This window comes from Dellaglioa sp. CoH-57-MRSF-22 (genome assembly GCF_056781895.1).
In genome coordinates this window covers 322,401-346,152 of record NZ_JBXAXT010000001.1, presented here as the reverse complement: position 1 = coordinate 346,152, position 23,752 = coordinate 322,401, and the positions used below count along the sequence as shown (strand labels likewise).

Here is a 23,752-nt window from a genome sequence, read left to right as displayed (position 1 = left end):
TAAATCAATATACCCCATTAAATTTTATATAATTTCATCAGTCAACTCGATACGACTTAGTACATAGTACATTCTCTCAGAGATTCTATTTTTTAACTTAGTTGTTTTCTAGATTGAGCCTGAATCCATAAATTAAATAGTAAAACGATAATCAATAATATTGTCGCGATTACCATAATATTATGCAACCCTTCATACATAATCTGTCGCATTGCTGGTAATAATTTTTCAGGAAGACTTGAAACACGCTTCGAATCACTTAGCTTGTTTAACATCTCCATCGTAATTTTACCATGAGACTGATTAACTCCTTTTAACAACGCACTGTTAAGGATAACCCCATAAATTGATGACATAAATGTTTGGCTTAAAATACGTAATAAGTAGGCAAATGAAGTTGCGATTGGGACATCTCGACCCTCCGCATCCTCTTGAACACTCAGTTGTAGGACATTAAAACACATTCCTAAACCGAACCCTTCAAAAGCACCCATTAGTAATAAATACCAGAATGGGACTGTCACACCTACAACTAACATCCCAGCAAACGAAATAATAAAGCTAATGGTTCCGATTGTAATAATCCGGTATTTCCCCAATCGAGGAATCATTGATGGACCGGACAACGAACCAAATAAATTAGTCATTGCACCAGGAATTTGTGTTGCCCCACCAATCAATGCACTCATTCCAAGTATTCCTTGTGCCCACATTGGAATATAGATGTTAAATGAGATAAATGCTCCCCATAAAAAGGCAAATATGATAAAATCAACAATCAGTTTCTTATTTTTAAATAATCGATTGGGAATAATCGGATCAACGGCCCTATCCTCAACTCTATACAAAATACCGAGTAAGATAATTCCAGCAATAATTAACCCAACGACTAAATTAATTGACCCAACACCAATCATTTGAATACCTGTTAATAAGGTCACTAAGCTGACAATCATCATTCCAGCACCCAAGTAATCGATATTCCCCTTTTGACGTTTTTTAACTTCTTCTTTGAAGAAAAATTGGATTGAAATAATTGATATTAATGCTATTGGTACATTGATATAGAAGACCCAATGCCAACTAAACGTATCAACGATCCAGCCACCAACTAAAGGTCCAATAATTGATGCAATACTGTAACTAGCTGTTGCATAACCAATAACTTGTGAGCGTTTCTTAATATTTTTATAAATATCAGCATAAATAATAAACGGAATTGTATTCATCCCACCTGCACCAATACCCATAACTACTCTAGCAACTAAGAAAAAGACAATATTACTTGATGTTGCTTGAAAAACCGCACCGATTGCAAATAAAAAAGTTGCTAACTGATATGCACCACGGTTACCAATTCGTTCGCCTAATTTACTCCAAAGAGGTGTGGCAACTGCCATCCCCAACAAGAAAACTGCAACAATCCATCCCATATATTGGATACCATGCAAATCACTGACGATTGATGGTAATGCAGTATTAATAATCGTTCCATCAAGACCTGCCATTGCGTTAGATAACAGCAATGCAATAGTCACGATGATTAAATTCTTTTTATTCATAAATTCTCCCTCTTATACGACTAAATTTAAAATTACTTATTTTTATCATCCACCTTTAAGCAAGCTCTAGGTCAAGGGAAAATATGAAAATCTACTGATATCCTAAAATTACGTTACTTAAAGTATTGAAAGGTCCTTATTTATGATAGGGGCTCCCTGCATTAATCATAAATCCACGGTAAACTTGTTCAGTCAAAATCATCCGCATTAATTGATGCGGTAAGGTAAATTTACCAAACGAGATTTGTGTGTCGGCGCGTCTTAAAACGTCCTCGCTTAGTCCTAATGACCCCCCAATAACGAAGGTTATGTCTGAATGCCCATAAGTTCCAAGATCAGCAATCTCTTTAGCAAAATCTTCCGACGTACGTTCCTTACCTAAAATGGCTAAAGCATAAACATACTCTTTTTCTTTAATCTTACTAAGGATACGTTCGCCCTCTTTACCTTTAACATCAATCATTTCTGCTGAACTTAATTTTTCCGGTGCCTTTTCATCATTTACTTCAATAATTTCAAATTTACAAAACTTACTTAACCGTTTTGCATACTCTTCAATTCCTTGTTTGAGATATTTTTCTTTTAATTTACCTACACCAATAATCTTAATGTTCATAATTTCCACCTTTTTCACAAGTTATACACAAAGTTACGCACATATCCACAATTTGGACCACAACATATTGCGGGGAATATGTGTTCGTCACTACATTTATTTGTTGCCCATTTGTCAACACCATATTAGTTATGCACAGATTTTGCGTTATTTATCATTCCTTAATTATACGCTTTACACATTGGTATAACAGTCTTTTTTTATTTTAAAATATCAAATAAATAAAAGTTAGTCACAGGCCATTCAATTAATTGTGCATAACTATTTTGTTTAGAAAGTCCCTTCATACTGCCCTTTCCCTCTGTTACTCACACCCACCTTAATATCTATCCACTTAGTTATACACAATATCTATTTAAAATAAAAAAATAATCGTAAATTAAGTTATTTACGATTATTTCATATTTGTTTATTGAGCTGATGATGCTGATTTACTTGTTGAGCTTGTTCCTGTATTTGCATCTGTTGCTTCTAAGGTTAATTTGATATTAGCCTGTTTCAACTTACCATCATGATAGAATTCAACAGCCACTGTATCACCAATTTTATGTTCATATAAAACTTCTCGTAAGCTTGAGATATCAGTAACTTTCTTATCACCTAGCTTAACGATAACATCATATTTACCTATACCAGCATTTTTAGCAGGTGAATCACTATTTATTTTAACAGCAACAATCCCTGAAGAAACACTTTTTGGTAATTTTAAGACACTCTTTTGATCACTTGCTGAGACGTAATCTAAATCGATTAATGAAATACCAATTGCAGGACGTTTAACTTTTCCATTATCAACTAATTGATTAATGATTGATACAACCTCATTACTTGGAATAGCAAATCCCATTCCTTCGACAGAAGTTGATGATGAACTAGAACTAGTAGAGCCTGTTGCTGTACTTGCTAGTTTCATCGAATTAATACCGATAACTTGGCCAGAAGTATTAATTAAAGCCCCACCTGAGTTTCCAGGATTAATGGCAGCGTCAGTTTGAATAACTGTTGCTTGGCCCGTTTTAACACCCGAATCATTGGTAACATCAATCGTACGTTTCTTAGCTGATATGATTCCTTGCGTTAATGATGTCGCATAATCAGATCCAAGTGGAGAACCGATAGCCAATGCTGTTTCACCAACAGTGATACTATCAGAATCACCAAATGTGGCGATTTGAGTCACATCTTTAGCTGATATTTTTAAAACAGCTAAATCAGTAATTGAATCTTTACCAACAATTTTGGCACTTAATTTTTTACCATTACTCAATAAAACTTCAACTTTACTTGCACCAGAGATAACATGATTATTAGTTACGACATAAGCACTACCATCTGATTTTTTATAAATGACACCAGAACCTTCACTTGATGCTGTTTCTGTTGTCGCAGAGGAATCGCCTGCTGCACCAAACATATCCGTTAAGCTGTTACTTGAACCACTTGACTTTGTATATGAAATAACTGAAACAACCGCATTTTTAACTTTAGCAAATGCTTTTGATGATTCATTACTTGATTTAACACTTACATTTGTTACTTTAGTTGTACCTGATTTATTTGAGGATGTTGTAACTGCGCCATTATCACTATCATTATTTTGGTAAAATGTATATCCACCAAATGCAATTCCGCCACCAACTAATCCTGCAATAAGCGCTGTAACAACTGTTTTACCTAAGCCTGTTCTATTTTCATTTGACATTTTTATATACGCGACACATTTGTCGCTGCCCCCTTAAACGTAATCTTTTACTCTTTTAAGAATAACGGTTAATTGTGAACTATTTATGAATAAATTTTGAAAAAATTGTTCTTATAAAACAACCAGCTTTGTAGCATTTTCCGGATCTGTATCGAAAATGTTAAAATCACCACCAACTGCTAAATCATGTTCTTTCATCGTTGATTCAACCGTTAGATGGGCTAATTCTTTCATATTATTATCCTTACTAAGATGGCCTAAAAAAATTCGTTTTGTCCGATTACCCATAACATTCATAAGTGCATCAGCACCATCCTCATTTGATAAATGACCTTTATCACCTAAAATGCGCTGTTTTAATGACCATGGATAGCCGCCCATCCGTAACATTTCAATATCATGGTTACACTCAAACAAGTAAGCATCTGCATCGGAAATTGTCCCTTGAACGTTCTCTGAGACATAACCTGTATCCGTTAAAATAACAAATGACTTATTGTTATGATGAAATTGGTAGAATTGCGGTGCCGCTGCATCATGAGAGACACCAAAACTCTCAACATCTAAGTCGTCGAATGTAATTACTTTCCCCATCTCAAAAATTTGCTTCTTCTCAACGGGAATTTTACCAATCGTATGAGCCATGGCTTCCCATGTTAATTCATTTGCATAAACGTTCATGTCATACTTACGGGCTAAAATACCAGCAGCCTTTGCATGATCCGTATGTTCATGTGTTACAAATAACGTGTCGACATCGTTAATATCTCGACCAATATCTGTCATTAGGCTCGCAATTTTTTTACCACTTAAACCAGCATCTACAAGGACCTTGTGCTTAGGCGTTTCAATATACGTGACATTTCCCGCACTACCGCTTGCAAGAACACTAATCTTCATATCGTCTGTTCCTTCATCCATTACTTGCCTGCGCCTCTATCCTTTTAATCTTCATTTAATTTAAAATATCAGTGCTATCCTTCATAATCGCTCCTGAAAATGAATTAACTTGCTTGTATTGTGTCACACCATTACTTGGATTCTTAACAGCTACTATCCAAACTGGAATATAGACGCTATATTTTTTATCCAAACTGAGCAACTCAGCATATCCTAACTTAGACCATTTAACCTTACTTTTACTTGCAAATTGATTATATTGATACAATATCAGTATTGCTTGTTGTTGACTAATAATTGACTCATTTTCACGTAATTTTTCTGTATTTGCCATATACGTTTGTGAATAGCCACTAATTTTATTATTTTGAATTGTAAATTTAATTAGTCCAACATTTGAGTAAACCATTTTATCGTAAACAACCTGCGAATACACGACACTTGTCTCTGTTGAAAGACTACTGTTATAGCGATAATTATCTCCATGTAGAATTAAAGTATTATCACTCATAATTGTCTTATCAATTGTTTTATTTGGACTTTCACTATCTGTGATATTAATTGGTGTCCCAAAAATACTAGATAATTTATTGTCTTTATATGTTGTAACTTGGGATTGCAGCTGTTTAGCATCATTCTTTAATACATCAGATGCTTTATTAGACATATATACACCAGTCTCTTTTTTATTTGAGATACTGCCGTATTTAATGTCATCTTCTCGCATCTCTTTAAGCGTTGTACCGGTTTTTGTTGTCCCAGGTGATGATCGACTCGAAATTTCAATTTGTTGATTTTGTCGTAATGAGGTGAATAAAAAGATATTTAAACCAAGAAAAACAATAATAAAAATAATTTGAATTCGTCTAAAATCCAATTAATTCACCTCCCTAATCTGTTTGTAGTAATTCAGTATAACTTTTCCATTTATCTTGATATCGGATATACCAAGTGGGTTCTAGGTTGACTACCAAATCTGAATCAGAACTTGATACCCAACGATAACCTAATTGAATATCTGAAATATCCGCATCTTTATACCCTGCCGTAACCAAGCTACTTAACACTTCTTCTGTACTTGGTAACGTAACATCTGCTTTTCCAGATGGAACAGCAATTTGTAACGTCAATAATGAAAAATCAATTTTATTTCCACCATTATCTAGTCGCTCAACTTCAATCACACCGTGTTTGGTTTGATTAAAAATCGGAAATCCTTCAATATAACTTCTGAATGTTGTTGTCATAGACTTACCATTAAATTGGTAGAAGTGAATATTATCTAATCCGATACCTGTATTTTTAATACTCGTATAACTTTCAGTTAAAGCATTACCACGACTCGTTTTTTGTTTCGCATCTGAATTTTCATCATCTTCATATGAAACCAAATTTGTCGTATTTTGAACCGTTAATTGTCGATCAGAACCATCATAGTAAGTTATTGTCTTTTTACTTTCTTTAACGTTGACCGATGAACCATCTTTTTGTCCTAATAGATTAGCAACATACTTACTAGCCGTTTGCTTATCCACTAAATACCTAAAACGAGCTATATTAAAATCTTGATTATAATACATAAAAATATCATTATTATGCAGTTTAAATGTAACTGATAATTTCGATAACGTTTCATTTTGTACAACATCATCAATTGTTTTACCTTTATTATAGGCATCATTTAACGAAATCTCATAAATTTTTTTATCCTTGTCACTCAACAGATAAATACTTTTCTTATTATCACGCGGAATAAGAACACGGTTAATAAGTCGTGTTTTATAATTTTGATTTTGCTGATTAAATACTTGATTAAATAACCCAACCGTAATTTCATCTGAGTAACTAAGAACCAATTGATTTTTTGCATTTAAAAACGTTAAATAATCATTTTTATTTTTAATCGGAACTTCTGATATAGACGTTTCTTTCCAAGTACGTATCTTTTTTTGAATATTTGAAATGATATTAATTTTTTCACTATATAAAACATTTTGTTGCTGATTATCATTATAAATAACAGACGTTGGTGCATATACTTCGCTCAATTTAGTACTCTTTGTTAACTCTGTCTGCGTTGAATTTGTAGCTTTCGTCGATTCACTTTTACCATTCCATGTCGGATTTGTCCAAATGACCCATGATAAACCGATACTTGTCATAATTAATAAAAATAATAGTGTTGGTAAAATAAATCTATTCAATTTCATCCCACAGGTCCTCCTCATATGATTCATAAGGCAATGAAATATAGAATGTTGAACCCTTGCCTTCCGAGCTATCTAACCAAATTTTACCTTTATGCATTTCGACAACCTCTTTTGAGATAGCTAGGCCTAATCCAGTTCCACCTTGAGCTCTCGATCTAGCTTTATCCACACGGAAAAAGCGATCAAAAATATGCGCTAAATCTTTTTTAGGTACACCAAGGCCCTCATCAGAGATACTCAAAATAACGTGCTTATGTGTCTCCAATAAACGACAAGTTATTTCTCCACCATCAGGTGAATATTTAATGGCATTATTCATAATATTATCAATGACTTGCACAATTTTATCAGTATCTAATTCAACCCATAAATCACGTTTAGTAAAATCACGTTTAATCGAATACTTTTTGCCTGACCCATCGTCAGCATTAATCATCATATCGAATCTATCCAGAACATAACTATACAGTTCATTCAAGTTAACTAATTCAAGTTCTAACTTAGATGTTCCTGAATCCATTCGTGACAAATTTAGTAAGTCATTAATCATACGCATCATACGTTCTGTTTCATTCTGTGTAACTTTCAAGAAACCTGGTGCAACTTCTGGATCTTTCCATGCACCATCGTTTAATGCCTCAATATAACTCTTCATACTCGTCAAAGGCGTTCTTAATTCATGAGAAACATTAGAAACAAAGCTTTCACGTTCACGTTCTATCTTTTGTTGTTCTGTGACATCATGAAGTACACAGACAAGACCACTAATAAAGCCAGATTCTCTTTGTATTAATGAAAAATAAGCATTCAAAATTTGTTCATGTTCTACATCAGATAAATCAATCATAATTTCATCTTGATTTTCTAACAAATCACGTAAAGTATACTGACTACGTAAATCAAGAATATCCAAAATTGATACTCCTATTGAGTCATTTTCATTTTGATCTAATAAGGTAGAGGCCGCTTCATTCATAATGATAATATTTCCGCGACGATCCGTCGCAATTACACCATCTGTCATGTGCGATAGAACACTATCTAAACGACGACGTTCAGCTTCAGATGATTCTTGTGCCTCTTCAACACGAACAGATAAGTTATTAACCGCATCTGCTAATTGTCCTAGTTCATCATTAGAATAGACACGAACTTTTCCGGAGTAATCTCCGCGAGAAATTCGAATCGTTTGCTTTTTCATCTCATCAATCGGACGAGTTATTGCCCGGGAAATAACTATCGTTATCAAAAGGACTAAAACAGCTGCAAAAAATGACGCGGTCACGAAAATAACCGTGATATCGTTAATATTTGAGTATAAGCTTTCCAGATTGGCCTTAACGTATGTAACCCCAACTGTCGTTGTTACATTTCCTGCTGTACTAACTAGTGGCACAATTGAAACATAGTAGCGCTTATCGCTAGATTCATCATAAATCTTCTTTTCAAATGTTTTAGGTGTATATAACACTTGCTTAATTGTTGCATCTGTCGTTTTTTGTCCCACAACAGTTTGATTATTAAAATCACTACTCCCGCGAATTGTGCCCTTACTATCAATCACTCGAATTTCTGTGATACTTGAATTACTAACATCTTCCAATATTTTTTTGATATCTCTATCACCAGCAGCTGTATCTGTTTTTGCTAAATCCTTCGTAATCGAATTAGTAACATATATAGGTAACTGGACTTGTTGCTTAAAGGTATCTAAGTTTTGCTGTTCTAATTGCCTAACAAAATAAGCCCCGACAATTTCCAACGTTATTAAAATTAATAACGCAAAAATGAGGGCTATTTTAAATTGAATAGATTTAAAAAAACGAATTTTTTGATTCATTTTCATCGTTATTCCCCTACTCTATTCTAAATCTGGATTTTTCATATAGTATCCAACACCACGACGTGTTACCAACCACTCTGGATGGCTTGGATTATCTTCAACTTTTTCTCTTAAACGACGCATTGTAACATCAACCGTTCTGACATCACCGAAGTAATCATAACCCCATACCGTCTGTAGTAAATGTTCTCTAGTCATAACTTGTCCTAGATGTTGTGCTAAATAATGTAATAATTCAAATTCACGATGTGTTAATTCAATTTTTTCATCATATTTTGAAACCATATATGCTTCAGGATGAATGGTTAATTGTCCAACTTGTATTTCACTATTTTGTGGTTGTTCTTCTGTTTGAACACTCTCAATTGTTTTTTGTCTTCTTAAATTAGCTTTAACTCTGGCCACTAGTTCACGGTTAGAGAAAGGTTTTGTTACATAATCATCTGCACCTAATTCTAGACCTAAGACCTTATCGATTTCTCCATCTTTAGCTGTAACCATAATGATTGGCATATCGTAAGTTTTTCTAACTTGACGAGCAACTTCTAAACCATCCACTTTTGGTAACATTAAATCTAATAAAATTAAATCCGGTTCAACTTCTTTAACTTTTTCTAAGGCTTCTTCACCATCGTAAGCTGTATAAACGTCGTATCCTTCTTTAGTTAAATTAAATTTAACGATATCAGAAATTGGTTTTTCATCGTCGACAACTAATATTTTTTTCATATGTGGATCCTCCTTATAGGAAGCTGTAAAATTAAATCTAGATACAACTTCTTAACCCTCCATTATTATAGCCTATTCAATCATCATTGCCAAACACAGTGATTAAATTTACCCAAATCCTTTTTCGAAAAGTTATTGTCTTTTATTAGTATATATGATAATATATTTAACGTTGATGAATTATTATTAATGGTTTGGGTGGTTAGCTCAGTTGGTAGAGCAACGGACTCTTAATCCGTGGGTCTAGGGTTCGAGCCCCTAACCACCCATGGGTGCCAAACCCAACATATCGCAAGATATGTTGAAGCATCTAGCTGCGGCTAGGTGCTTTTTTTGTGTTCTCATTTACTTATTGATGTTTCACGTGAAACAAAAAAAGAGAAACCCTATCGGATTTCTCTTAACTAGATTTAAATCTTATTATTTGTTCAACGCTATTTAACCCGGTCATCATCTTTATTTACTACCTGAGAGGTCGTTTTTTTAACGGCATCTACCCCATCTGTTGTTTTTTCTTTAATAGTACTACCTGCATCAGATACACGATCTTGTAAACTTGTTTGTGAATCATCAAATTCTTTTGGTGTTTGAATGTCTACTACTTCAACATTCAACTCAATTAAAGCTAAATCTGTTGTTTCCTTTACTTGTTTATTAATAACTTCCGTTAACTGTTTATAAATATCATGTGCATTGTGCCCATATGCCATAATAATATTTAAATCAACCGCAACTTGTTCCTTGCCAACCTCAACGCCGATGCCATCTGTTGGATTATCACTATTTACAAGTTTATTTTTAATATTTGCGACAAATCCACCATCCACACCCAAGAGACCAGATACATTTTCAATTGCATAACCGACTATTTTTTGAATAACCTTGTCATCAAATGTCAATGTCCCCTTTGGTTCAGTCTTTGTTCCCTGCGTATTTGTTTTTTCTGTAGTCATAATTAAGACTCCTTTCGATTTTTAAAATAATCAATTTTTCCGCGTGAAAATTTTTGAAATAAATGACAGATCAATATCATATTCTTTAAATAGATAACCAATCCATCCTGCTAACAGTGTCACAATCATAATGATAATCGTCTTCCAAAATCCTACAGTTACAAGTAACGAGGATATGATAAATCCTAGAGCACTACCAACTCCAATATTAATTGACATTTTATCTTTCATTTATGCACACTCCCTCTTAAACTACCCGTGTAACTTTACGTTTTGAATTTGATTTTTTACTTACCTTAATATCTACTTTGATAGGAATATGACTAGATCCAGCTAATAGATCATTGAGATTCTCAGTTAATTCACTCGTAATACGAGGTAATTGTCCAACTGTAGACTGTTGGTAAACTGAATCTGCAACAATATGGATCTTTCGCTGACGTCGTGTATTCTTCAACGTAACTTTAATATTAGATAAGTCTTCACTAGACAACTTTGTCTTGATAAATTGGCTAATACCCTGGTTACTTAAAGCAAGTCTTCCTTCTTTAGTTTGCTTCAAAGGAATATCTGGTAGTTGCGCAGGCCACAAAAGTATTAACAAAAATATGAAGACTGTTAATAGCAATAACACAATCCCATAATAGAAGATAAAATCGTTACTCTGAAAATTTGTACTAACGTTAAAATGTTCAAGCATTTTAGTTATTTTCTCAATTATTTCTGGCCAAATCAGCAAGCTAAGCCCAATCAAGTATCCGAGGCTGACTATACTCAGAATAATTTTTTTACTCTTCTTCATAAACATACCTCTCTCTTGACTTGATTTACTTCCTTGCTTTTATACCAAATATAGCTGAAACAATTAAAACTAAAATTATCGCACCAATGATAGAAGGGATAATTGCCATTCCTGCCAAGCTAGGTCCCCAATGACCAAGGACACTTTGACCAAGAGCTGACCCAACTAGTCCAGCGATGATGTTACTTATCCATCCCATCGACTCACCGCGATTAGTAATCGCCCCTGCAACAGCACCAATAATAGCACCTACAATTAATGACCAAATCATAATATGTTCCTCCTTTGTTTATATTAAATAGTTATTTATTATATTAACTATTCGTTATATGTAATATACCATTATTTGAAATCGCTTGCAAATGAAACGATTTTATTACGCTCAATCTATGAAACTTAATGAATCTCTTTCCCAGGTACTTAAACTTATATACACCAAAAAATAAAGATAAATAACTATCTTTGTTTTCCTCGTTGCTTAATTAATCACATAAAGTTAAACAAAATAAGATCTATGAATATCTGAGTGAATAAGATGAACTGATAGGTACTATACTCACAAGATAAGCCTATTATTTATCTAACTTCGGCTAATAAAAAGAAATAAAAAAAACTCGCACTGCTTATTGTAAGCAGTGCGAGAACCCAATGAAATTACTATTTCTTTTTACGTTTGTCCATAACTTCATCTATTTTTTCTGCAACATCATCTTTGACATCTTCTAATTTATCTTTCGCTTTACCAAGGAAACCTTCCGCTTTACCTTTAACTTCTTCTTGCTTGTCTCCTGTCAATTTACCTTTAGTTTCTGTTACTTTACCCTTAATTTGATCTTTCTTTGCATCTAATCTATCTTCATTTGTCATCATGTTTCCTCCTCATAATATATTTGTCTACATACCGATAGTAACATCCAAAGAAAGCGTATGCAACATATTCGACTTATCAAATATATAAGTTATATAAATTTTTAAGCTCTAATTAATTAAGGTTATTTATCTACTTAGTTATTGATTAAATAAAAAAAAATCAAAGTATTAACTTTGACTTTTCTCACATTACTATCAACCTATTACTTATTTATGCCCAAACATCATCTAAAACATTTGTTTGATCACGATCGGGTCCAACTGAGAATGTTGAAATTTTAACATCAACGATTTCTTCAATACGTCTAATATAATTTCTAGCATTTTCAGGTAATTCTGCAAGAGTTTTCATTTGAGTAATATCTTCAGTCCAACCAGGTAATGTTTCATATACTGGTTTACATTGAGATAATTCTTTAAAACTAGCTGGATAACGATGAATAATTTCACCATTTAATTCGTATGCTGTACAAATTTTAACTTCTTTTAATCCAGTTAAAACATCAATACTGTTTAAACATAAGTTAGTCAATCCTGAAACACGTTTGGAATGATTCATAACAACACTATCAAACCAGCCAATACGACGTGGACGTTTTGTTGTTACACCATATTCATGTCCAACTTCACGGATAGTATCACCGATTTCATCTAATAGTTCAGTTGGAAAAGGACCATCCCCTACACGTGATGTATAGGCTTTGCAGACACCAACAACTGTATTTATTTGAGCAGGTCCAACACCAACACCGACTGTTGCGCCACCTGCAATTGGATTTGAAGAAGTTACAAATGGGTACGTTCCATGATCAATATCTAACATAACACCTTGTGCACCTTCAAATAAGACTTTCTTACCAGAATCTAGTGCATCATTAATAATAACTGACGTGTCCATTACGTATCGTTTCAAACGTTGGCCATAGGCAAAATATTCTTCAAAAATATCATCAAATTCAAGTGGTTCATGATCATATAATTTTGTAAATTCACGATTTTTTTGTTCTAAATTATTTTTTAATTTTGCTGAGAAAGTTTCTTTTTCCATTAAATCAGCAATTCTAATACCAATTCTAGCAGCTTTATCCATATAAGCTGGTCCAATACCTTTATTAGTCGTCCCAATCTTATCTTCTTTTTTAGCAGCTTCTTGTAAGCCATCAAGTAGAATATGGTATGGCAAAATAACATGAGCGCGGTCAGAAATACGTAAATTATCTCCTTTAACGCCGAGTTTTTGTAGATAATCAAGTTCTTCACATAAAGCTTTAGGATTCACAACAACCCCATTACCAATGATACTTAATTTATCTTGAAAGAAAATACCTGATGGAATCAAATGTAATTTGTAAGTGTTGCCTTCAAATACAATTGTGTGTCCGGCGTTATCGCCACCTTGATACCGTGCAATAACATCGGCATTTTGACTTAAGAAATCTGTAATTTTACCTTTTCCTTCATCGCCCCATTGGCTACCTACTACAACTACTGATGACATATTTTCATCCACCTCATAATTTATATTTTAAATTCATAAATACAATCCTAGAATATTATAGCAATAAAGCAGTTCAAATACAACTAAAATACGAACGTTTGTATTTTATATAAACATTTATCAACTATATAACGAACGTTTCTCTTTTTATTCAAAAAAAATATCCCACTAAGGAATATTTTCTAGCCTTCTGGTCTATAGGCAAGTGACGAGAATTTATTATATGATTTAACAAATAATAATTTAACTGTACCTCGTTCGCCACCACGGTTTTTTTCAATAATAACTTCAACTTCACCAACATTTTGGTCATCTTCATCCCTTGGATCAGGTAGATTCCCGTCTTCATCTTCATCAGTATCGCGTTCATAATAATCATCTCGATACAAAAATGCAACAATATCTGCATCTTGTTCAATAGAACCAGATTCACGAATATCTGATAACACTGGTCGTTTATCTTGGCGTTGTTCAACACCACGGGATAATTGAGACAATGCAATAACTGGAACACTTAATTCTTTCGCTAATTTCTTCATTTGACGAGAAATTTCTGAGACTTCTTGTTGTCGACTTTCGCGTCCTGAACCTTCAATCAACTGTAAATAATCAACAACGATTAACCCTAGTCCACCTTTTTCCTTCGCTAATCGACGGCATTTTGCCCGAATTTCAGCCATCTTTGACCCAGCAGTGTCATCAATAAAGATATTAGCCTTTGATAATGAATTCATTGCCACAATCAAATTTGACCATTCTGATTCGTCTAATTGTCCCGTTCGTAAGTGATTCGCATTAATACTACCTTCAGCACATAACATACGACTAACTAATGATTCTGCTGACATTTCTAAACTAAAAATAGCGACAGTTTCATCAGTTTTAGTTGCTACGTTTTGAGCAATATTCAACGCAAAAGCTGTTTTACCAACAGCCGGACGAGCAGCTAAAATGATTAACTCATCTGGATGTAACCCGGCAGTCATTTTATCCAACTCTGGATAACCTGTCGACAATCCAGTAATTGTATCGCCTTCTTTAGCTAACTTTTCAATATTTGTAAATGTACTTTTTAATACATCAGCGATAGCTTGAAAACCACTACTATTTCTTTTTTCAGATACGCTCATAATTTCACGTTCAGCATTATCTAAAAGCGTTGCAACATCATCATCTTGTGATAAACCCTTAGTTGCAATAGATGTCGCTGTCGCAATTAAGCGTCGAATCATTGATTTTTCTTCAACAATTTTAGCATAATACTGAACGTTCGCAGCCGTTGGTACAGAGCCAGCTAATTCAACAATATAGCTAACACCGCCAATATCATCCATTTGATTTTTAGAAGTTAAATTATCTTGAATCGTAACAATATCAATAGCTTCATCTTTATCATTCAGATCCACCATAGCCGCAAATATCAATTGATGGCGACGTTGATAGAAGTCTTCGGGCTCCAAGTATTCCATTGCCTCAACAAGAGCATCACTCTTTAAAAAGACAGCGCCCAAAACGGCTTGTTCCGCTTCAATATTCTGTGGTGGCGTTTGGTCTGTTAATAGTTCATTATTCATTTTATCGTGTTCTCCTTACTTCTAAAATCAAGAAAAAAGCTGGACAAAATCAAATTTTGCCAGCTTTTCAAATAAATACTACTTTAGTTATTAGCCGAAACATGAACACGAATCATTGCTGTTACATCAACATGTAACTTAACAGGTACATTCGTGAATCCTAAGGCACGAATTGGTTCTGGTAGTTCAACTTTACGTTTGTCGATTTTAATTCCGTATTGTTTTTCCATAGCTTGTACAATTTGCTTGCTAGGAATTGAGCCAAATAAACGGCCATCTTCGCCCGCTTTAGCTGTTAATTCAACAACTGTCTTATCATCTTCTAAAACGATTTTTTCATCTTTAGCTTCTTTTAAAATTTCTTCAGCTTTTTTTTCTTCAGCTTTTTGTTGTCCCTTTAAAGAACTCATTGCTGAATTTGTAGCTAATTTTGCTTTACCATTTTTAATTAAAAAATTTTGAGCATAGCCGCTTGGTACTTCTTTAATTTCTCCACGTTTACCTTTTCCGCGAACATCTTCTAAAAATATAACTTTCATAATCAACTACTCCTTAATTTCATCTTTTTTTGTCGTTAAAATATTAACTAATTGTTCTGCAGCTTCACTTACACTCACACCAGTTAACTGAGTCGCAGCATTTGATAAGTGACCGCCGCCGCCCATTTGTTCCATAACAACTTGAACATTAGTCGTCCCTGTACTTCTAGCAGAGATACTAACACGATTTTCTGATCGTTTTGTGACAACAAATGACGCTGATACACTTGAAATAGATAATAATGAATCTGCTGCCTGTGCTGCTGTAACTGGGTCATAAATCGTATCATCTTCACCCACACATAATGCTAAATCAGTATTAATGAACTCTACTTTATCAATTAAATGATTACGCTTCAAGTAACTATCAACATTTTCTTTCATAAAGTTTTGAACCATTGTTGAATCAGCCCCAACGGACCTTAAATAACTGGCTGCATCAAATGTTCGTGTACCCGTCCTTAATGAAAACGACTTCGTATCAATAATAATTCCCGTTAACATCGCAGTTGCTTCAATTTTATTAATTGGTTCACTATCTTTTGATTGATATTCAAACATTTCAGTAATCAGTTCACAGGTTGATGATGCATAAGGTTCAATATAAACTAACATTGGATTTTCAGGGAATTCTTCTCCACGACGATGATGATCAATAACCATCAGACGATTTTTAAGTTTTTCATACAATTCAGGACTACCAGAAATAGAGGGTTTAGAATGATCAACCATCACCAGTAAACTCTGTTCTGTTGCTTTTTCTACTGCTTCTTCAGGTGTAATAATATTATATTTGATATCAGGATATTGATCTAACTCTTCCATCAATCGTTGTACATCTGAATGAATAGCGGTTTGATCTAAAACAATCCAACATTTCATATTATTCATCAAAGCGATTCGTCTAATGCCCAAACAAGCTCCTACAGAGTCCATATCTGGGCTCTGATGTCCCATAACGAAGACTTGGTCCATTGGTTTCATTATTTCTTGTAACGCTTGAGAAATCATTCTAGCACGAACCCGAGTCCGTTTTTCCATCGGATTAGTTTTACCACCATAAAATCTTGCTTGCTCTTCAGGTGATTTAACGACAACTTGATCCCCACCTCGACCTAAAGCAAGATCTAAATTGCTTTGAGCTAATTTTGCAAGTGAATTCAAATCGCCATCGCCATAGGCAATTCCCATGCTCAATGTGAGCGGAAAGTTTTGTTTGGATGTCCGATCGCGAATTCGATCTAAAATTTTAAATTTTTCTTCTTCAATTTGTTGTAAAGAATGGGCATGAACTAAAATAAAAAATCGATCTGAATCCGTTCTTTTTAAATACATCCCATAACGACGCGCCCAATTAGATAACTCATTTGTGACAAAGTTACTTAAATTAGAAACATTCTTATCTGACATAGATTGCGTTACTTCATCATAATTATCTAAGAACACTTGACCGATAACAACGCGCTCTGCTTCAAATTCTTTTTCAATTGATGAATAACGCGTAATATCCATCAGGTAAGCAACATGAATATCATTTTGTATGATCATTTCAAAATCTTTTTCATGCCATGTTACTTTCACCAAGCCTTTAGTCTCAGCGTTATCTGTAATAATCGTCGATAACGATTCATCGACGCTCTCTATTTTCTTACCTAAAATATCATTTTTTTCAAAATAAGGTTGTAAGTATGGATTAACCCACTCAATCTCATTTTGTTCGTTAAAAATCAAAATACCAATTGGCATTTTGATAAGCGCTTCTTGTTCACTACGTTTAATACGATATGATAATTCCGATATATATTCATTAGTATTTGCCGTAATTTGGGACATAATATACATACTTGCGCTGGTAGCACCCAACGCAATAATTAACAATATAAGTCCTAAAAATAAATTAACTGTAAAAGACAGAACAACACTAAATAAAGACATAATTACGATAAAAATCGCAATCCATCTTAAGCGTTCATTCTTCAAAAAACTGGGAAGTTTCTCGTTTGAAAGGAACTTTTTCATAGTATCTCCTCATCTGTAAATCCTAGATGTTATCTATTTTATCACATTCCCCATTTACCTGCACAAATCTTGCTGATAGTACAAAAAAAGGGAAGACTATTTGCATAGTCTTCCCTAGATATTACTATTCTTCTGAAACGAATGGTAATAAGCCCATAATACGTGAGCGTTTAATTGCAATTGTTAAACTGCGTTGGTTTTTAGCGCTTGTTCCCGTAACACGACGAGGTAAAATCTTACCACGTTCTGAAATGAAACGTTTTAACAAGTCTGTATCTTTATAATCGATATAATCGATGTGGTTAGCTGCGATGAAGTCAACTTTACGTCGACGACGTGCGCCACCGCCACCACCTCTACGTTGTTGTTGTTGTGCCATGTGAGTTTCCTCCTCTAATTAGAATGGTAGGTCGTCATCAGAAATATCAATTTGTTGGCCATTATTTGCAAATGGATCAACTGTTGCTGAATCATTAGATTGCGTTGTGTTTGAATTATTATTCGAACTTGCGCCACCAAATGGGTTAGCATTGTTATTTGATGATGAACTTGATTGAGGAGCGCTGCTTTGATTATTAGCGTTACCTTGTTGTTGGCTTGATTGAGATTTTGATTCAAGCAACGAAAAGTTTTCTACGACAACTTCAGTAACATACACGCGAGTTCCTTGTTGATTATCATATGAACGCGTTTGAATTCGTCCATCGACACCAATTAAAGAACCTTTATGCGTAAAGTTAGCGAAGTTCTCGGCTGCTTTTCGCCAGATAACACAGTTAATAAAATCGGCTTCACGTTCGCCAGAAGCGTTCGTGAATTGTCGATTAACTGCAACTGTAAAAGTTGCAACTGCAGCACCACTAGCTGTGTAGCGTAAATCAGGGTCTCTTGTTAAACGTCCGACAAGTACTGTTCTATTAATCATAATGTATTGCTCCTCTCCGTTATTTTATTAAAATGAATTATTTTTCATCTCTGTTAATGATCATATGACGCAAGATTCCTTCATTAATCTTTGAAAGACGATCAAATTCGTTAATTGCGATATCGTCATCGGCTGTAGCATTAATGATATGGTAGATACCTTCATTATAACCGCTGATTTCGTATGCAAGACGACGTTTTGACCAGTCTTTTGAAGTAACGATTTCTGCACCATTACTTGTTAAAATACCATCGAAACGTTCGATCAAAGCTGCTTTAGCTGCTTCATCAAGATCGGTACGGATGATATAAGTAATTTCATATTTACTCATGACTGTTTACACCTCCTTATGGACTTTAGGTCCTTACCTCGTGGCAAGAACAAGGAAAGTTATCTATTTAATGCCATAGACACTTACGAACTAAAATTATATCACTGCCATTCACTTAAAGCAAGAAAATCCTAATTAACTACACACTTATTAAGTACGCCGTTAATTAGGATTTTATTTTATTTTTTTAATTTAGTTTATTCTAAGTCATTTGTTTCACTTTCAACGTCTGATACAACTGCATCTAAAATAGTAGTTGTTTCTTCAGGAGTAGCTTCAACTTTTGCCATTGTTGCAACTTTAGCATTCTCATCAATTCGAATTAAATGAACTCCTAAAGTAGCACGGCCCGTTTTTGACACGTTCTTCACATTAAAGCGAATCATAACACCTTGATCCGTAATTAACATGATATCTTCATCACCTTGAACGGTTGCTAACCCAGCAATTGGTCCATTCTTTTCAGAAATGTTAGCTGTCTTAATTCCTTTTCCACCACGGCCTTTAATTGCATAAGCCGAAGCGGGTGTTTGCTTACCGTATCCTTTTTCAGAAATGATAAATACGTGACTATCAGCAGCTAATAAATCAGCTCCTACAACGTAATCATCTTCTCTTAACCGAATACCACGAACACCAGAAGCAGAACGACCCATTGAACGAACATCATTTTCAGCAAATGATACTGCGTAACCTCGATGCGTTCCAATAATCATATTCTGCGTGCCATCTGTGATAGCAACGTTAATTAATTCATCTTCATCATGCAATTTAATCGCTTTTAAACCATTATTTCGTATGTTAGAAAATTCTGACACCGGTGTTCTCTTAACTGTTCCGTTAAGCGTCGTAAAGAAAAGATAACGTTCATCATTTTCTTGCTTGCTTACGTTGATAACAGCTTGGATTTTCTCACCAGAATTAACCCCTAAAAGATTAATGACAGGAATTCCTTTAGCTGTGCGTCCATATTCAGGAATTTCATACCCCTTCATACGGTACACTTTACCAGCATTCGTGAAGAATAGTAGGGTATCATGCGTTGATGTCGACACAAGATGTTCAATAAAGTCATCATCATGAACACCCATACCTTGAACGCCACGGCCACCACGGTTTTGTGCTTTGAATTCATCAGTTGCAAGACGTTTTACATAACCGTTATGCGTTAATGTAATCATAACTTCTTCTTCTTCAATCAAATCTTCATCTTCAAGATTCAATACTTCGCCAATTAATAATTCAGTACGACGTTCATCACCAAATTTAGCTTGTAAATCTAACAATTCTTGATAAATAATATCATGAATACGTGAGTCATGAGCCAAAATATCTTCAAAATCAGCGATTGATGCCATTAAATTTTGATATTCTTCTTCAATTTTTTCACGTTCTAAACCAGTTAAACGAACTAATCGCATATCTAAAATAGCTTGAGCTTGTTTATCTGATAAACCATAATTACCCATCAATTGATTTTTAGCAAGTTCACCCGTATTTGAGCTACGGATAATTCTAATAATTTCATCAATATGATCGAGTGCAATTCTTAAACCTTCAAGGATATGTGCGCGAGCACGTGCCTTTTTCAATTCAAATTGCGTACGACGACGGATAACTTTTTCTTGATGTTCAAGGTAATAAACAAGCATTTCCTTTAAACTTAGAACTTTTGGAATACCATTAACGATTGCTAGCATATTAAAACTGAAAGATGTTTGTAATAACGTTAATTTATAAAGGTTATTCAACACAACTGAAGCACTCATATCACGACGAATATCGATCACAATTCGTAATCCTTCACGATCAGACTCATCATTAATATCAGTGATACCTTCAATTTTTTTATCACGAGCTAAATCAGCAATACGTTCAATTAAACGTGCTTTATTAACCATGTAAGGAAGTTCATCAACGATAATACGTTCTTTACCATTCTTTTGTTCTTCAATTTCAACTTTTGAACGAATTGTTATTGTTCCCTTACCTGTTTCGTAAGCTTTACGAATACCAGATTTACCTAGAACAGTAGCCCCAGTTGGAAAATCAGGACCAGGGATAGCCTCCATCAAATCAGCCACAGTTGCATCAGGATTATCCATCAAAATATGTAATCCAGAAATAACTTCTGACAAATTATGTGGCGGAATATTCGTTGTCATACCAACGGCAATACCTGTTGCACCATTAACTAATAAGTTAGGAAAACGCGCAGGTAAAACAACTGGTTCATGTTCACTGCCATCGTAATTATCCATGAAATCAATGGTATCTTTATTGATATCACGCATCATTTCAACAGCTATTTTACTCATTCTAGCTTCAGTATAACGCATAGCAGCAGCGCCATCACCATCGACAGAACCAAAGTTACCATGCCCATCAACTAACATGTAACGGTAACTAAAGTCTTGGGCCATACGAACCATCGCTTCATAAATCGATGAATCACCATGAGGATGGTACTTACCCATAACATCCCCAACAATTCTAGCTGATTTTTTGTATGGTTTATCAGGCGTAATCCCTAATTCACTCATCCCGTATAAAATACGACGATGGACAGGTTTCAACCCATCTCGAACATCAGGAAGTGCACGAGCAACAATAACGCTCATAGCATAATCCAAGAATGATTTTTTCATTTCTCCGGAAAGATTAACATCTTTTATCCGGCTTGTAGCTGGTAATTCTTCTGCCAAAATTTTCAACCTCCTTTACGACTAAGTTTTTAAATATCTAAGTTTTCTACGTAAGTGGCATTTTTTTCAATAAATTCACGTCTAGGTTCTACACGATCACCCATTAACATATTAAAGACATCATTAGCTTCAATGGCATCGTCGACGTTAACACGTAATAAACGACGAGCATCTGGATCCATAGTTGTTTCCCACAATTGAGAAGCATCCATTTCTCCAAGACCTTTATATCGTTGAATAACGGGTTTTGGTGTTGGTGCCAATTGCCCTTGAATTTCTTCTAATTCTTCTTCAGTATCGACATAACGAATCATCTTACCTTGTCTAATTTGATATAAAGGTGGTTGCGCAATATACACGAATCCTGCTTCAACAAGTGGACGCATGTAACGATAGAACAGTGTTAATAATAACGTTCTAATATGGGCACCATCGACATCAGCATCAGTCATAATAATTAATTTATGATAATTAGCTTTTTCAACATTAAATTCGCCACCAAAACCTGTTCCCATAGCTGTAAATAATGAACGAATTTCTTCATTGGCTAAAATTTTATCTAAACTTGCTTTTTCAACATTCAAAATCTTACCACGAATCGGTAAGATAGCTTGTGTTAACCGTGAACGACCCTGTTTAGCTGAACCGCCGGCTGAATCACCTTCGACGATAAATAATTCACTAATTGCAGGATCTTTACTTGTATTATCAGCTAACTTACCGGGTAAGTTACTGATTTCAAGCCCACTTTTTTTACGTGTTACTTCACGAGCATGTTTAGCAGCTACTCGAGCTCTAGCAGCTAATAAGCCTTTTTCTACAATAATTTTAGCTTCTTTAGGATTTTCCATTAAAAACTTAGTAAAATGTTCAGAGAAAGTACGATCAGTAACCGTACGCGCATCTGAATTACCTAATTTTGTTTTTGTTTGACCTTCAAATTGAGGATCTGGATGTTTAATACTGACAACAGCCGTCAATCCTTCACGAACATCTTCACCAGAAAGATTAGCATCATTTTCTTTCATAAGATTATTTTTACGAGCGTAATCATTTATAACCCGGGTTAAGGCTGTCTTAAAACCAGATTCATGAGTACCACCCTCATAAGTATGAATATTATTTGTGAAAGTTAATAAATTACTATGATAATCATCTGTATATTGGAGGGCAACTTCAACAATAATCCCTTTTTGTTCACCTTCAACATAGATAGGTTCTGGGAAAATAACATCTTTATTTTTATTTAAGTATTCAACATAATGCTTAATACCACCGGCATAATGGAATTCTTGTAATCCGGGTCCACCATCACGTTTATCATCAATCGTAATTTTAAGGCCTTTATTCAAGAATGCTAATTCACGAATTCGCGTTGTTAATACTTTAATATCATAGACAGTTGTTTCCGTAAAAATATCAGAATCCGGTACAAAATGAACAATCGTTGCATGTTCATTTTCAGGTGCTTCACCTACAACTGACATCTCTGTTTTAACTTTACCGCGAGCAAAGTCCATACCGTAGACTTTACCTTCACGAATAACCTGAACATCTAGCTCAGTTGATAATGCATTAACAACTGAAGCACCAACTCCATGAAGTCCACCAGAAACTTTATAACCACCACCGCCAAATTTACCCCCAGCATGTAAAATTGTAAAAACGGTTTCAAGCGCTGGACGGCCTGTTTTTGCTTGGATATCAACAGGGATACCACGTCCATTATCACGAACTGTTATACTGTTGTCTTTTTCGACAACAACATTAATTTCATCGGCAAAACCAGCCAATGCTTCATCGATACCATTATCAATAATTTCCCAAACTAAGTGATGAAGACCTTGTGAAGCCGTTGTTCCAATATACATACCGGGACGTTTTCTAACAGCTTCAAGTCCTTCTAAAACTTGAATTTGGCTCGCATCATATTCTTTTGCTTTTTCTTCATGTAATTCTTCTGCTATTTCAGCT

General features: G+C 34.5%; 22 protein-coding genes and 1 tRNA gene. 1 reads left to right on the top strand and 22 read right to left on the bottom strand.

The features are described from left to right. Nucleotides 1-92: 92 nt before the first annotated feature. The 8 genes from AC1RPR_RS01595 to yycF all read right to left on the bottom strand — a co-directional run bounded on the left by AC1RPR_RS01595 (nucleotide 93) and on the right by yycF (nucleotide 9,562). A complete protein-coding gene (locus AC1RPR_RS01595) occupies nucleotides 93-1,562 on the bottom strand; it encodes an MFS transporter (RefSeq protein WP_409021866.1) in 1,470 nt (489 codons plus the stop codon). 136 nt (nucleotides 1,563-1,698) lie between these two features. Then, complete coding sequence (gene rlmH / locus AC1RPR_RS01590) at nucleotides 1,699-2,178, bottom strand: 23S rRNA (pseudouridine(1915)-N(3))-methyltransferase RlmH (RefSeq protein WP_481761097.1); 480 nt, start codon at nucleotides 2,176-2,178, stop codon at nucleotides 1,699-1,701. Between the two features lie 409 nt (nucleotides 2,179-2,587). After that, nucleotides 2,588-3,880 (bottom strand): S1C family serine protease, encoded by a 1,293-nt coding sequence (locus AC1RPR_RS01585; protein ID WP_481761096.1) that lies wholly within the window; start codon nucleotides 3,878-3,880, stop codon nucleotides 2,588-2,590. Nucleotides 3,881-3,991: 111 nt separating this feature from the next. Continuing rightward, nucleotides 3,992-4,801: an MBL fold metallo-hydrolase gene (locus tag AC1RPR_RS01580; RefSeq protein ID WP_481761095.1), complete on the bottom strand. Its 810-nt coding sequence runs from the start codon at nucleotides 4,799-4,801 to the stop codon at nucleotides 3,992-3,994. A 34-nt stretch (nucleotides 4,802-4,835) separates the two neighbouring features. Next, entirely contained in the window at nucleotides 4,836-5,657 is an 822-nt protein-coding gene (locus AC1RPR_RS01575; RefSeq protein WP_481761094.1) for a two-component system regulatory protein YycI, read from the bottom strand. Between the two features lie 13 nt (nucleotides 5,658-5,670). Beyond that, nucleotides 5,671-6,990, bottom strand: coding sequence for a YycH family regulatory protein (locus AC1RPR_RS01570; RefSeq protein ID WP_481761093.1), 1,320 nt, complete (start codon nucleotides 6,988-6,990; stop codon nucleotides 5,671-5,673). Continuing rightward, the gene (walK, locus tag AC1RPR_RS01565) at nucleotides 6,977-8,830 is read right to left on the bottom strand and encodes a cell wall metabolism sensor histidine kinase WalK (protein WP_481761148.1); all 1,854 of its coding nucleotides are present in this window, start codon (nucleotides 8,828-8,830) and stop codon (nucleotides 6,977-6,979) included. Before walK ends, AC1RPR_RS01570 begins: the two co-directional genes overlap by 14 nt. A 21-nt stretch (nucleotides 8,831-8,851) precedes the next feature. Next, nucleotides 8,852-9,562: a response regulator YycF gene (gene yycF, locus AC1RPR_RS01560; protein ID WP_409021860.1), complete on the bottom strand. Its 711-nt coding sequence runs from the start codon at nucleotides 9,560-9,562 to the stop codon at nucleotides 8,852-8,854. Nucleotides 9,563-9,758: 196 nt separating this feature from the next. On the opposite strand from yycF, the gene AC1RPR_RS01555 reads away from it, so the two are divergent. Then, nucleotides 9,759-9,831: transfer RNA gene (locus AC1RPR_RS01555), tRNA-Lys, on the top strand. Nucleotides 9,832-9,996: 165 nt separating this feature from the next. Here the strand turns inward: AC1RPR_RS01555 and AC1RPR_RS01550 are convergent. The 14 genes from AC1RPR_RS01550 to gyrB form a co-directional block, all read right to left on the bottom strand. Then, nucleotides 9,997-10,515, bottom strand: coding sequence for an Asp23/Gls24 family envelope stress response protein (locus tag AC1RPR_RS01550; RefSeq protein WP_481761092.1), 519 nt, complete (start codon nucleotides 10,513-10,515; stop codon nucleotides 9,997-9,999). A gap of 30 nt (nucleotides 10,516-10,545) precedes the next feature. After that, nucleotides 10,546-10,746: a DUF2273 domain-containing protein gene (locus AC1RPR_RS01545; RefSeq protein WP_409021858.1), complete on the bottom strand. Its 201-nt coding sequence runs from the start codon at nucleotides 10,744-10,746 to the stop codon at nucleotides 10,546-10,548. A gap of 16 nt (nucleotides 10,747-10,762) precedes the next feature. Then, complete coding sequence (gene amaP / locus AC1RPR_RS01540; RefSeq protein ID WP_481761091.1) at nucleotides 10,763-11,317, bottom strand: alkaline shock response membrane anchor protein AmaP; 555 nt, start codon at nucleotides 11,315-11,317, stop codon at nucleotides 10,763-10,765. Between the two features lie 25 nt (nucleotides 11,318-11,342). Then, nucleotides 11,343-11,588: a GlsB/YeaQ/YmgE family stress response membrane protein gene (locus tag AC1RPR_RS01535; protein ID WP_409021856.1), complete on the bottom strand. Its 246-nt coding sequence runs from the start codon at nucleotides 11,586-11,588 to the stop codon at nucleotides 11,343-11,345. A gap of 386 nt (nucleotides 11,589-11,974) precedes the next feature. Beyond that, nucleotides 11,975-12,184, bottom strand: coding sequence for a CsbD family protein (locus AC1RPR_RS01530; protein WP_409022828.1), 210 nt, complete (start codon nucleotides 12,182-12,184; stop codon nucleotides 11,975-11,977). Between the two features lie 214 nt (nucleotides 12,185-12,398). Next, on the bottom strand, nucleotides 12,399-13,685 hold the full coding sequence (locus tag AC1RPR_RS01525) for an adenylosuccinate synthase (RefSeq protein WP_481761090.1): 1,287 nt from the start codon (nucleotides 13,683-13,685) through the stop codon (nucleotides 12,399-12,401). 182 nt (nucleotides 13,686-13,867) lie between these two features. Beyond that, complete coding sequence (gene dnaB / locus AC1RPR_RS01520) at nucleotides 13,868-15,259, bottom strand: replicative DNA helicase (RefSeq protein WP_481761089.1); 1,392 nt, start codon at nucleotides 15,257-15,259, stop codon at nucleotides 13,868-13,870. A gap of 83 nt (nucleotides 15,260-15,342) precedes the next feature. After that, a complete protein-coding gene (gene rplI / locus AC1RPR_RS01515) occupies nucleotides 15,343-15,798 on the bottom strand; it encodes a 50S ribosomal protein L9 (protein WP_481761088.1) in 456 nt (151 codons plus the stop codon). Nucleotides 15,799-15,804: 6 nt separating this feature from the next. After that, nucleotides 15,805-17,817: a DHH family phosphoesterase gene (locus tag AC1RPR_RS01510; protein ID WP_481761087.1), complete on the bottom strand. Its 2,013-nt coding sequence runs from the start codon at nucleotides 17,815-17,817 to the stop codon at nucleotides 15,805-15,807. A gap of 124 nt (nucleotides 17,818-17,941) precedes the next feature. Continuing rightward, nucleotides 17,942-18,196 (bottom strand): 30S ribosomal protein S18, encoded by a 255-nt coding sequence (gene rpsR, locus AC1RPR_RS01505; protein ID WP_057974148.1) that lies wholly within the window; start codon nucleotides 18,194-18,196, stop codon nucleotides 17,942-17,944. An 18-nt stretch (nucleotides 18,197-18,214) separates the two neighbouring features. Continuing rightward, the gene (gene ssb, locus AC1RPR_RS01500; RefSeq protein WP_409021851.1) at nucleotides 18,215-18,742 is read right to left on the bottom strand and encodes a single-stranded DNA-binding protein; all 528 of its coding nucleotides are present in this window, start codon (nucleotides 18,740-18,742) and stop codon (nucleotides 18,215-18,217) included. Nucleotides 18,743-18,779: 37 nt separating this feature from the next. Beyond that, nucleotides 18,780-19,073 (bottom strand): 30S ribosomal protein S6, encoded by a 294-nt coding sequence (rpsF, locus tag AC1RPR_RS01495; RefSeq protein WP_409021850.1) that lies wholly within the window; start codon nucleotides 19,071-19,073, stop codon nucleotides 18,780-18,782. A 197-nt stretch (nucleotides 19,074-19,270) separates the two neighbouring features. Beyond that, the gene (gyrA, locus tag AC1RPR_RS01490; protein ID WP_481761147.1) at nucleotides 19,271-21,721 is read right to left on the bottom strand and encodes a DNA gyrase subunit A; all 2,451 of its coding nucleotides are present in this window, start codon (nucleotides 21,719-21,721) and stop codon (nucleotides 19,271-19,273) included. Between the two features lie 86 nt (nucleotides 21,722-21,807). After that, nucleotides 21,808-23,745, bottom strand: coding sequence for a DNA topoisomerase (ATP-hydrolyzing) subunit B (gyrB, locus tag AC1RPR_RS01485; RefSeq protein ID WP_481761146.1), 1,938 nt, complete (start codon nucleotides 23,743-23,745; stop codon nucleotides 21,808-21,810). Nucleotides 23,746-23,752: the final 7 nt, after the last annotated feature.

Excerpts from the sequence above, each read along its gene's own strand:
- AC1RPR_RS01595 (WP_409021866.1), bottom strand. The coding sequence starts at position 1,562 with ATGAATAAAAAGAATTTAATCATCGTGACTATTGCATTGCTGTTATCT.
- rlmH (WP_481761097.1), bottom strand. The coding sequence starts at position 2,178 with ATGAACATTAAGATTATTGGTGTAGGTAAATTAAAAGAAAAATATCTC.
- AC1RPR_RS01585 (WP_481761096.1), bottom strand. The coding sequence starts at position 3,880 with ATGTCAAATGAAAATAGAACAGGCTTAGGTAAAACAGTTGTTACAGCG.
- AC1RPR_RS01580 (WP_481761095.1), bottom strand. The coding sequence starts at position 4,801 with ATGGATGAAGGAACAGACGATATGAAGATTAGTGTTCTTGCAAGCGGT.
- AC1RPR_RS01570 (WP_481761093.1), bottom strand. The coding sequence starts at position 6,990 with ATGAAATTGAATAGATTTATTTTACCAACACTATTATTTTTATTAATT.
- walK (WP_481761148.1), bottom strand. The coding sequence starts at position 8,830 with ATGAATCAAAAAATTCGTTTTTTTAAATCTATTCAATTTAAAATAGCC.
- yycF (WP_409021860.1), bottom strand. The coding sequence starts at position 9,562 with ATGAAAAAAATATTAGTTGTCGACGATGAAAAACCAATTTCTGATATC.
- AC1RPR_RS01550 (WP_481761092.1), bottom strand. The coding sequence starts at position 10,515 with ATGACTACAGAAAAAACAAATACGCAGGGAACAAAGACTGAACCAAAG.
- AC1RPR_RS01545 (WP_409021858.1), bottom strand. The coding sequence starts at position 10,746 with ATGAAAGATAAAATGTCAATTAATATTGGAGTTGGTAGTGCTCTAGGA.
- amaP (WP_481761091.1), bottom strand. The coding sequence starts at position 11,317 with ATGAAGAAGAGTAAAAAAATTATTCTGAGTATAGTCAGCCTCGGATAC.
- AC1RPR_RS01535 (WP_409021856.1), bottom strand. The coding sequence starts at position 11,588 with ATGATTTGGTCATTAATTGTAGGTGCTATTATTGGTGCTGTTGCAGGG.
- AC1RPR_RS01530 (WP_409022828.1), bottom strand. The coding sequence starts at position 12,184 with ATGACAAATGAAGATAGATTAGATGCAAAGAAAGATCAAATTAAGGGT.
- AC1RPR_RS01525 (WP_481761090.1), bottom strand. The coding sequence starts at position 13,685 with ATGTCATCAGTAGTTGTAGTAGGTAGCCAATGGGGCGATGAAGGAAAA.
- dnaB (WP_481761089.1), bottom strand. The coding sequence starts at position 15,259 with ATGAATAATGAACTATTAACAGACCAAACGCCACCACAGAATATTGAA.
- rplI (WP_481761088.1), bottom strand. The coding sequence starts at position 15,798 with ATGAAAGTTATATTTTTAGAAGATGTTCGCGGAAAAGGTAAACGTGGA.
- AC1RPR_RS01510 (WP_481761087.1), bottom strand. The coding sequence starts at position 17,817 with ATGAAAAAGTTCCTTTCAAACGAGAAACTTCCCAGTTTTTTGAAGAAT.
- rpsR (WP_057974148.1), bottom strand. The coding sequence starts at position 18,196 with ATGGCACAACAACAACAACGTAGAGGTGGTGGCGGTGGCGCACGTCGT.
- ssb (WP_409021851.1), bottom strand. The coding sequence starts at position 18,742 with ATGATTAATAGAACAGTACTTGTCGGACGTTTAACAAGAGACCCTGAT.
- rpsF (WP_409021850.1), bottom strand. The coding sequence starts at position 19,073 with ATGAGTAAATATGAAATTACTTATATCATCCGTACCGATCTTGATGAA.
- gyrA (WP_481761147.1), bottom strand. The coding sequence starts at position 21,721 with ATGAAAAAATCATTCTTGGATTATGCTATGAGCGTTATTGTTGCTCGT.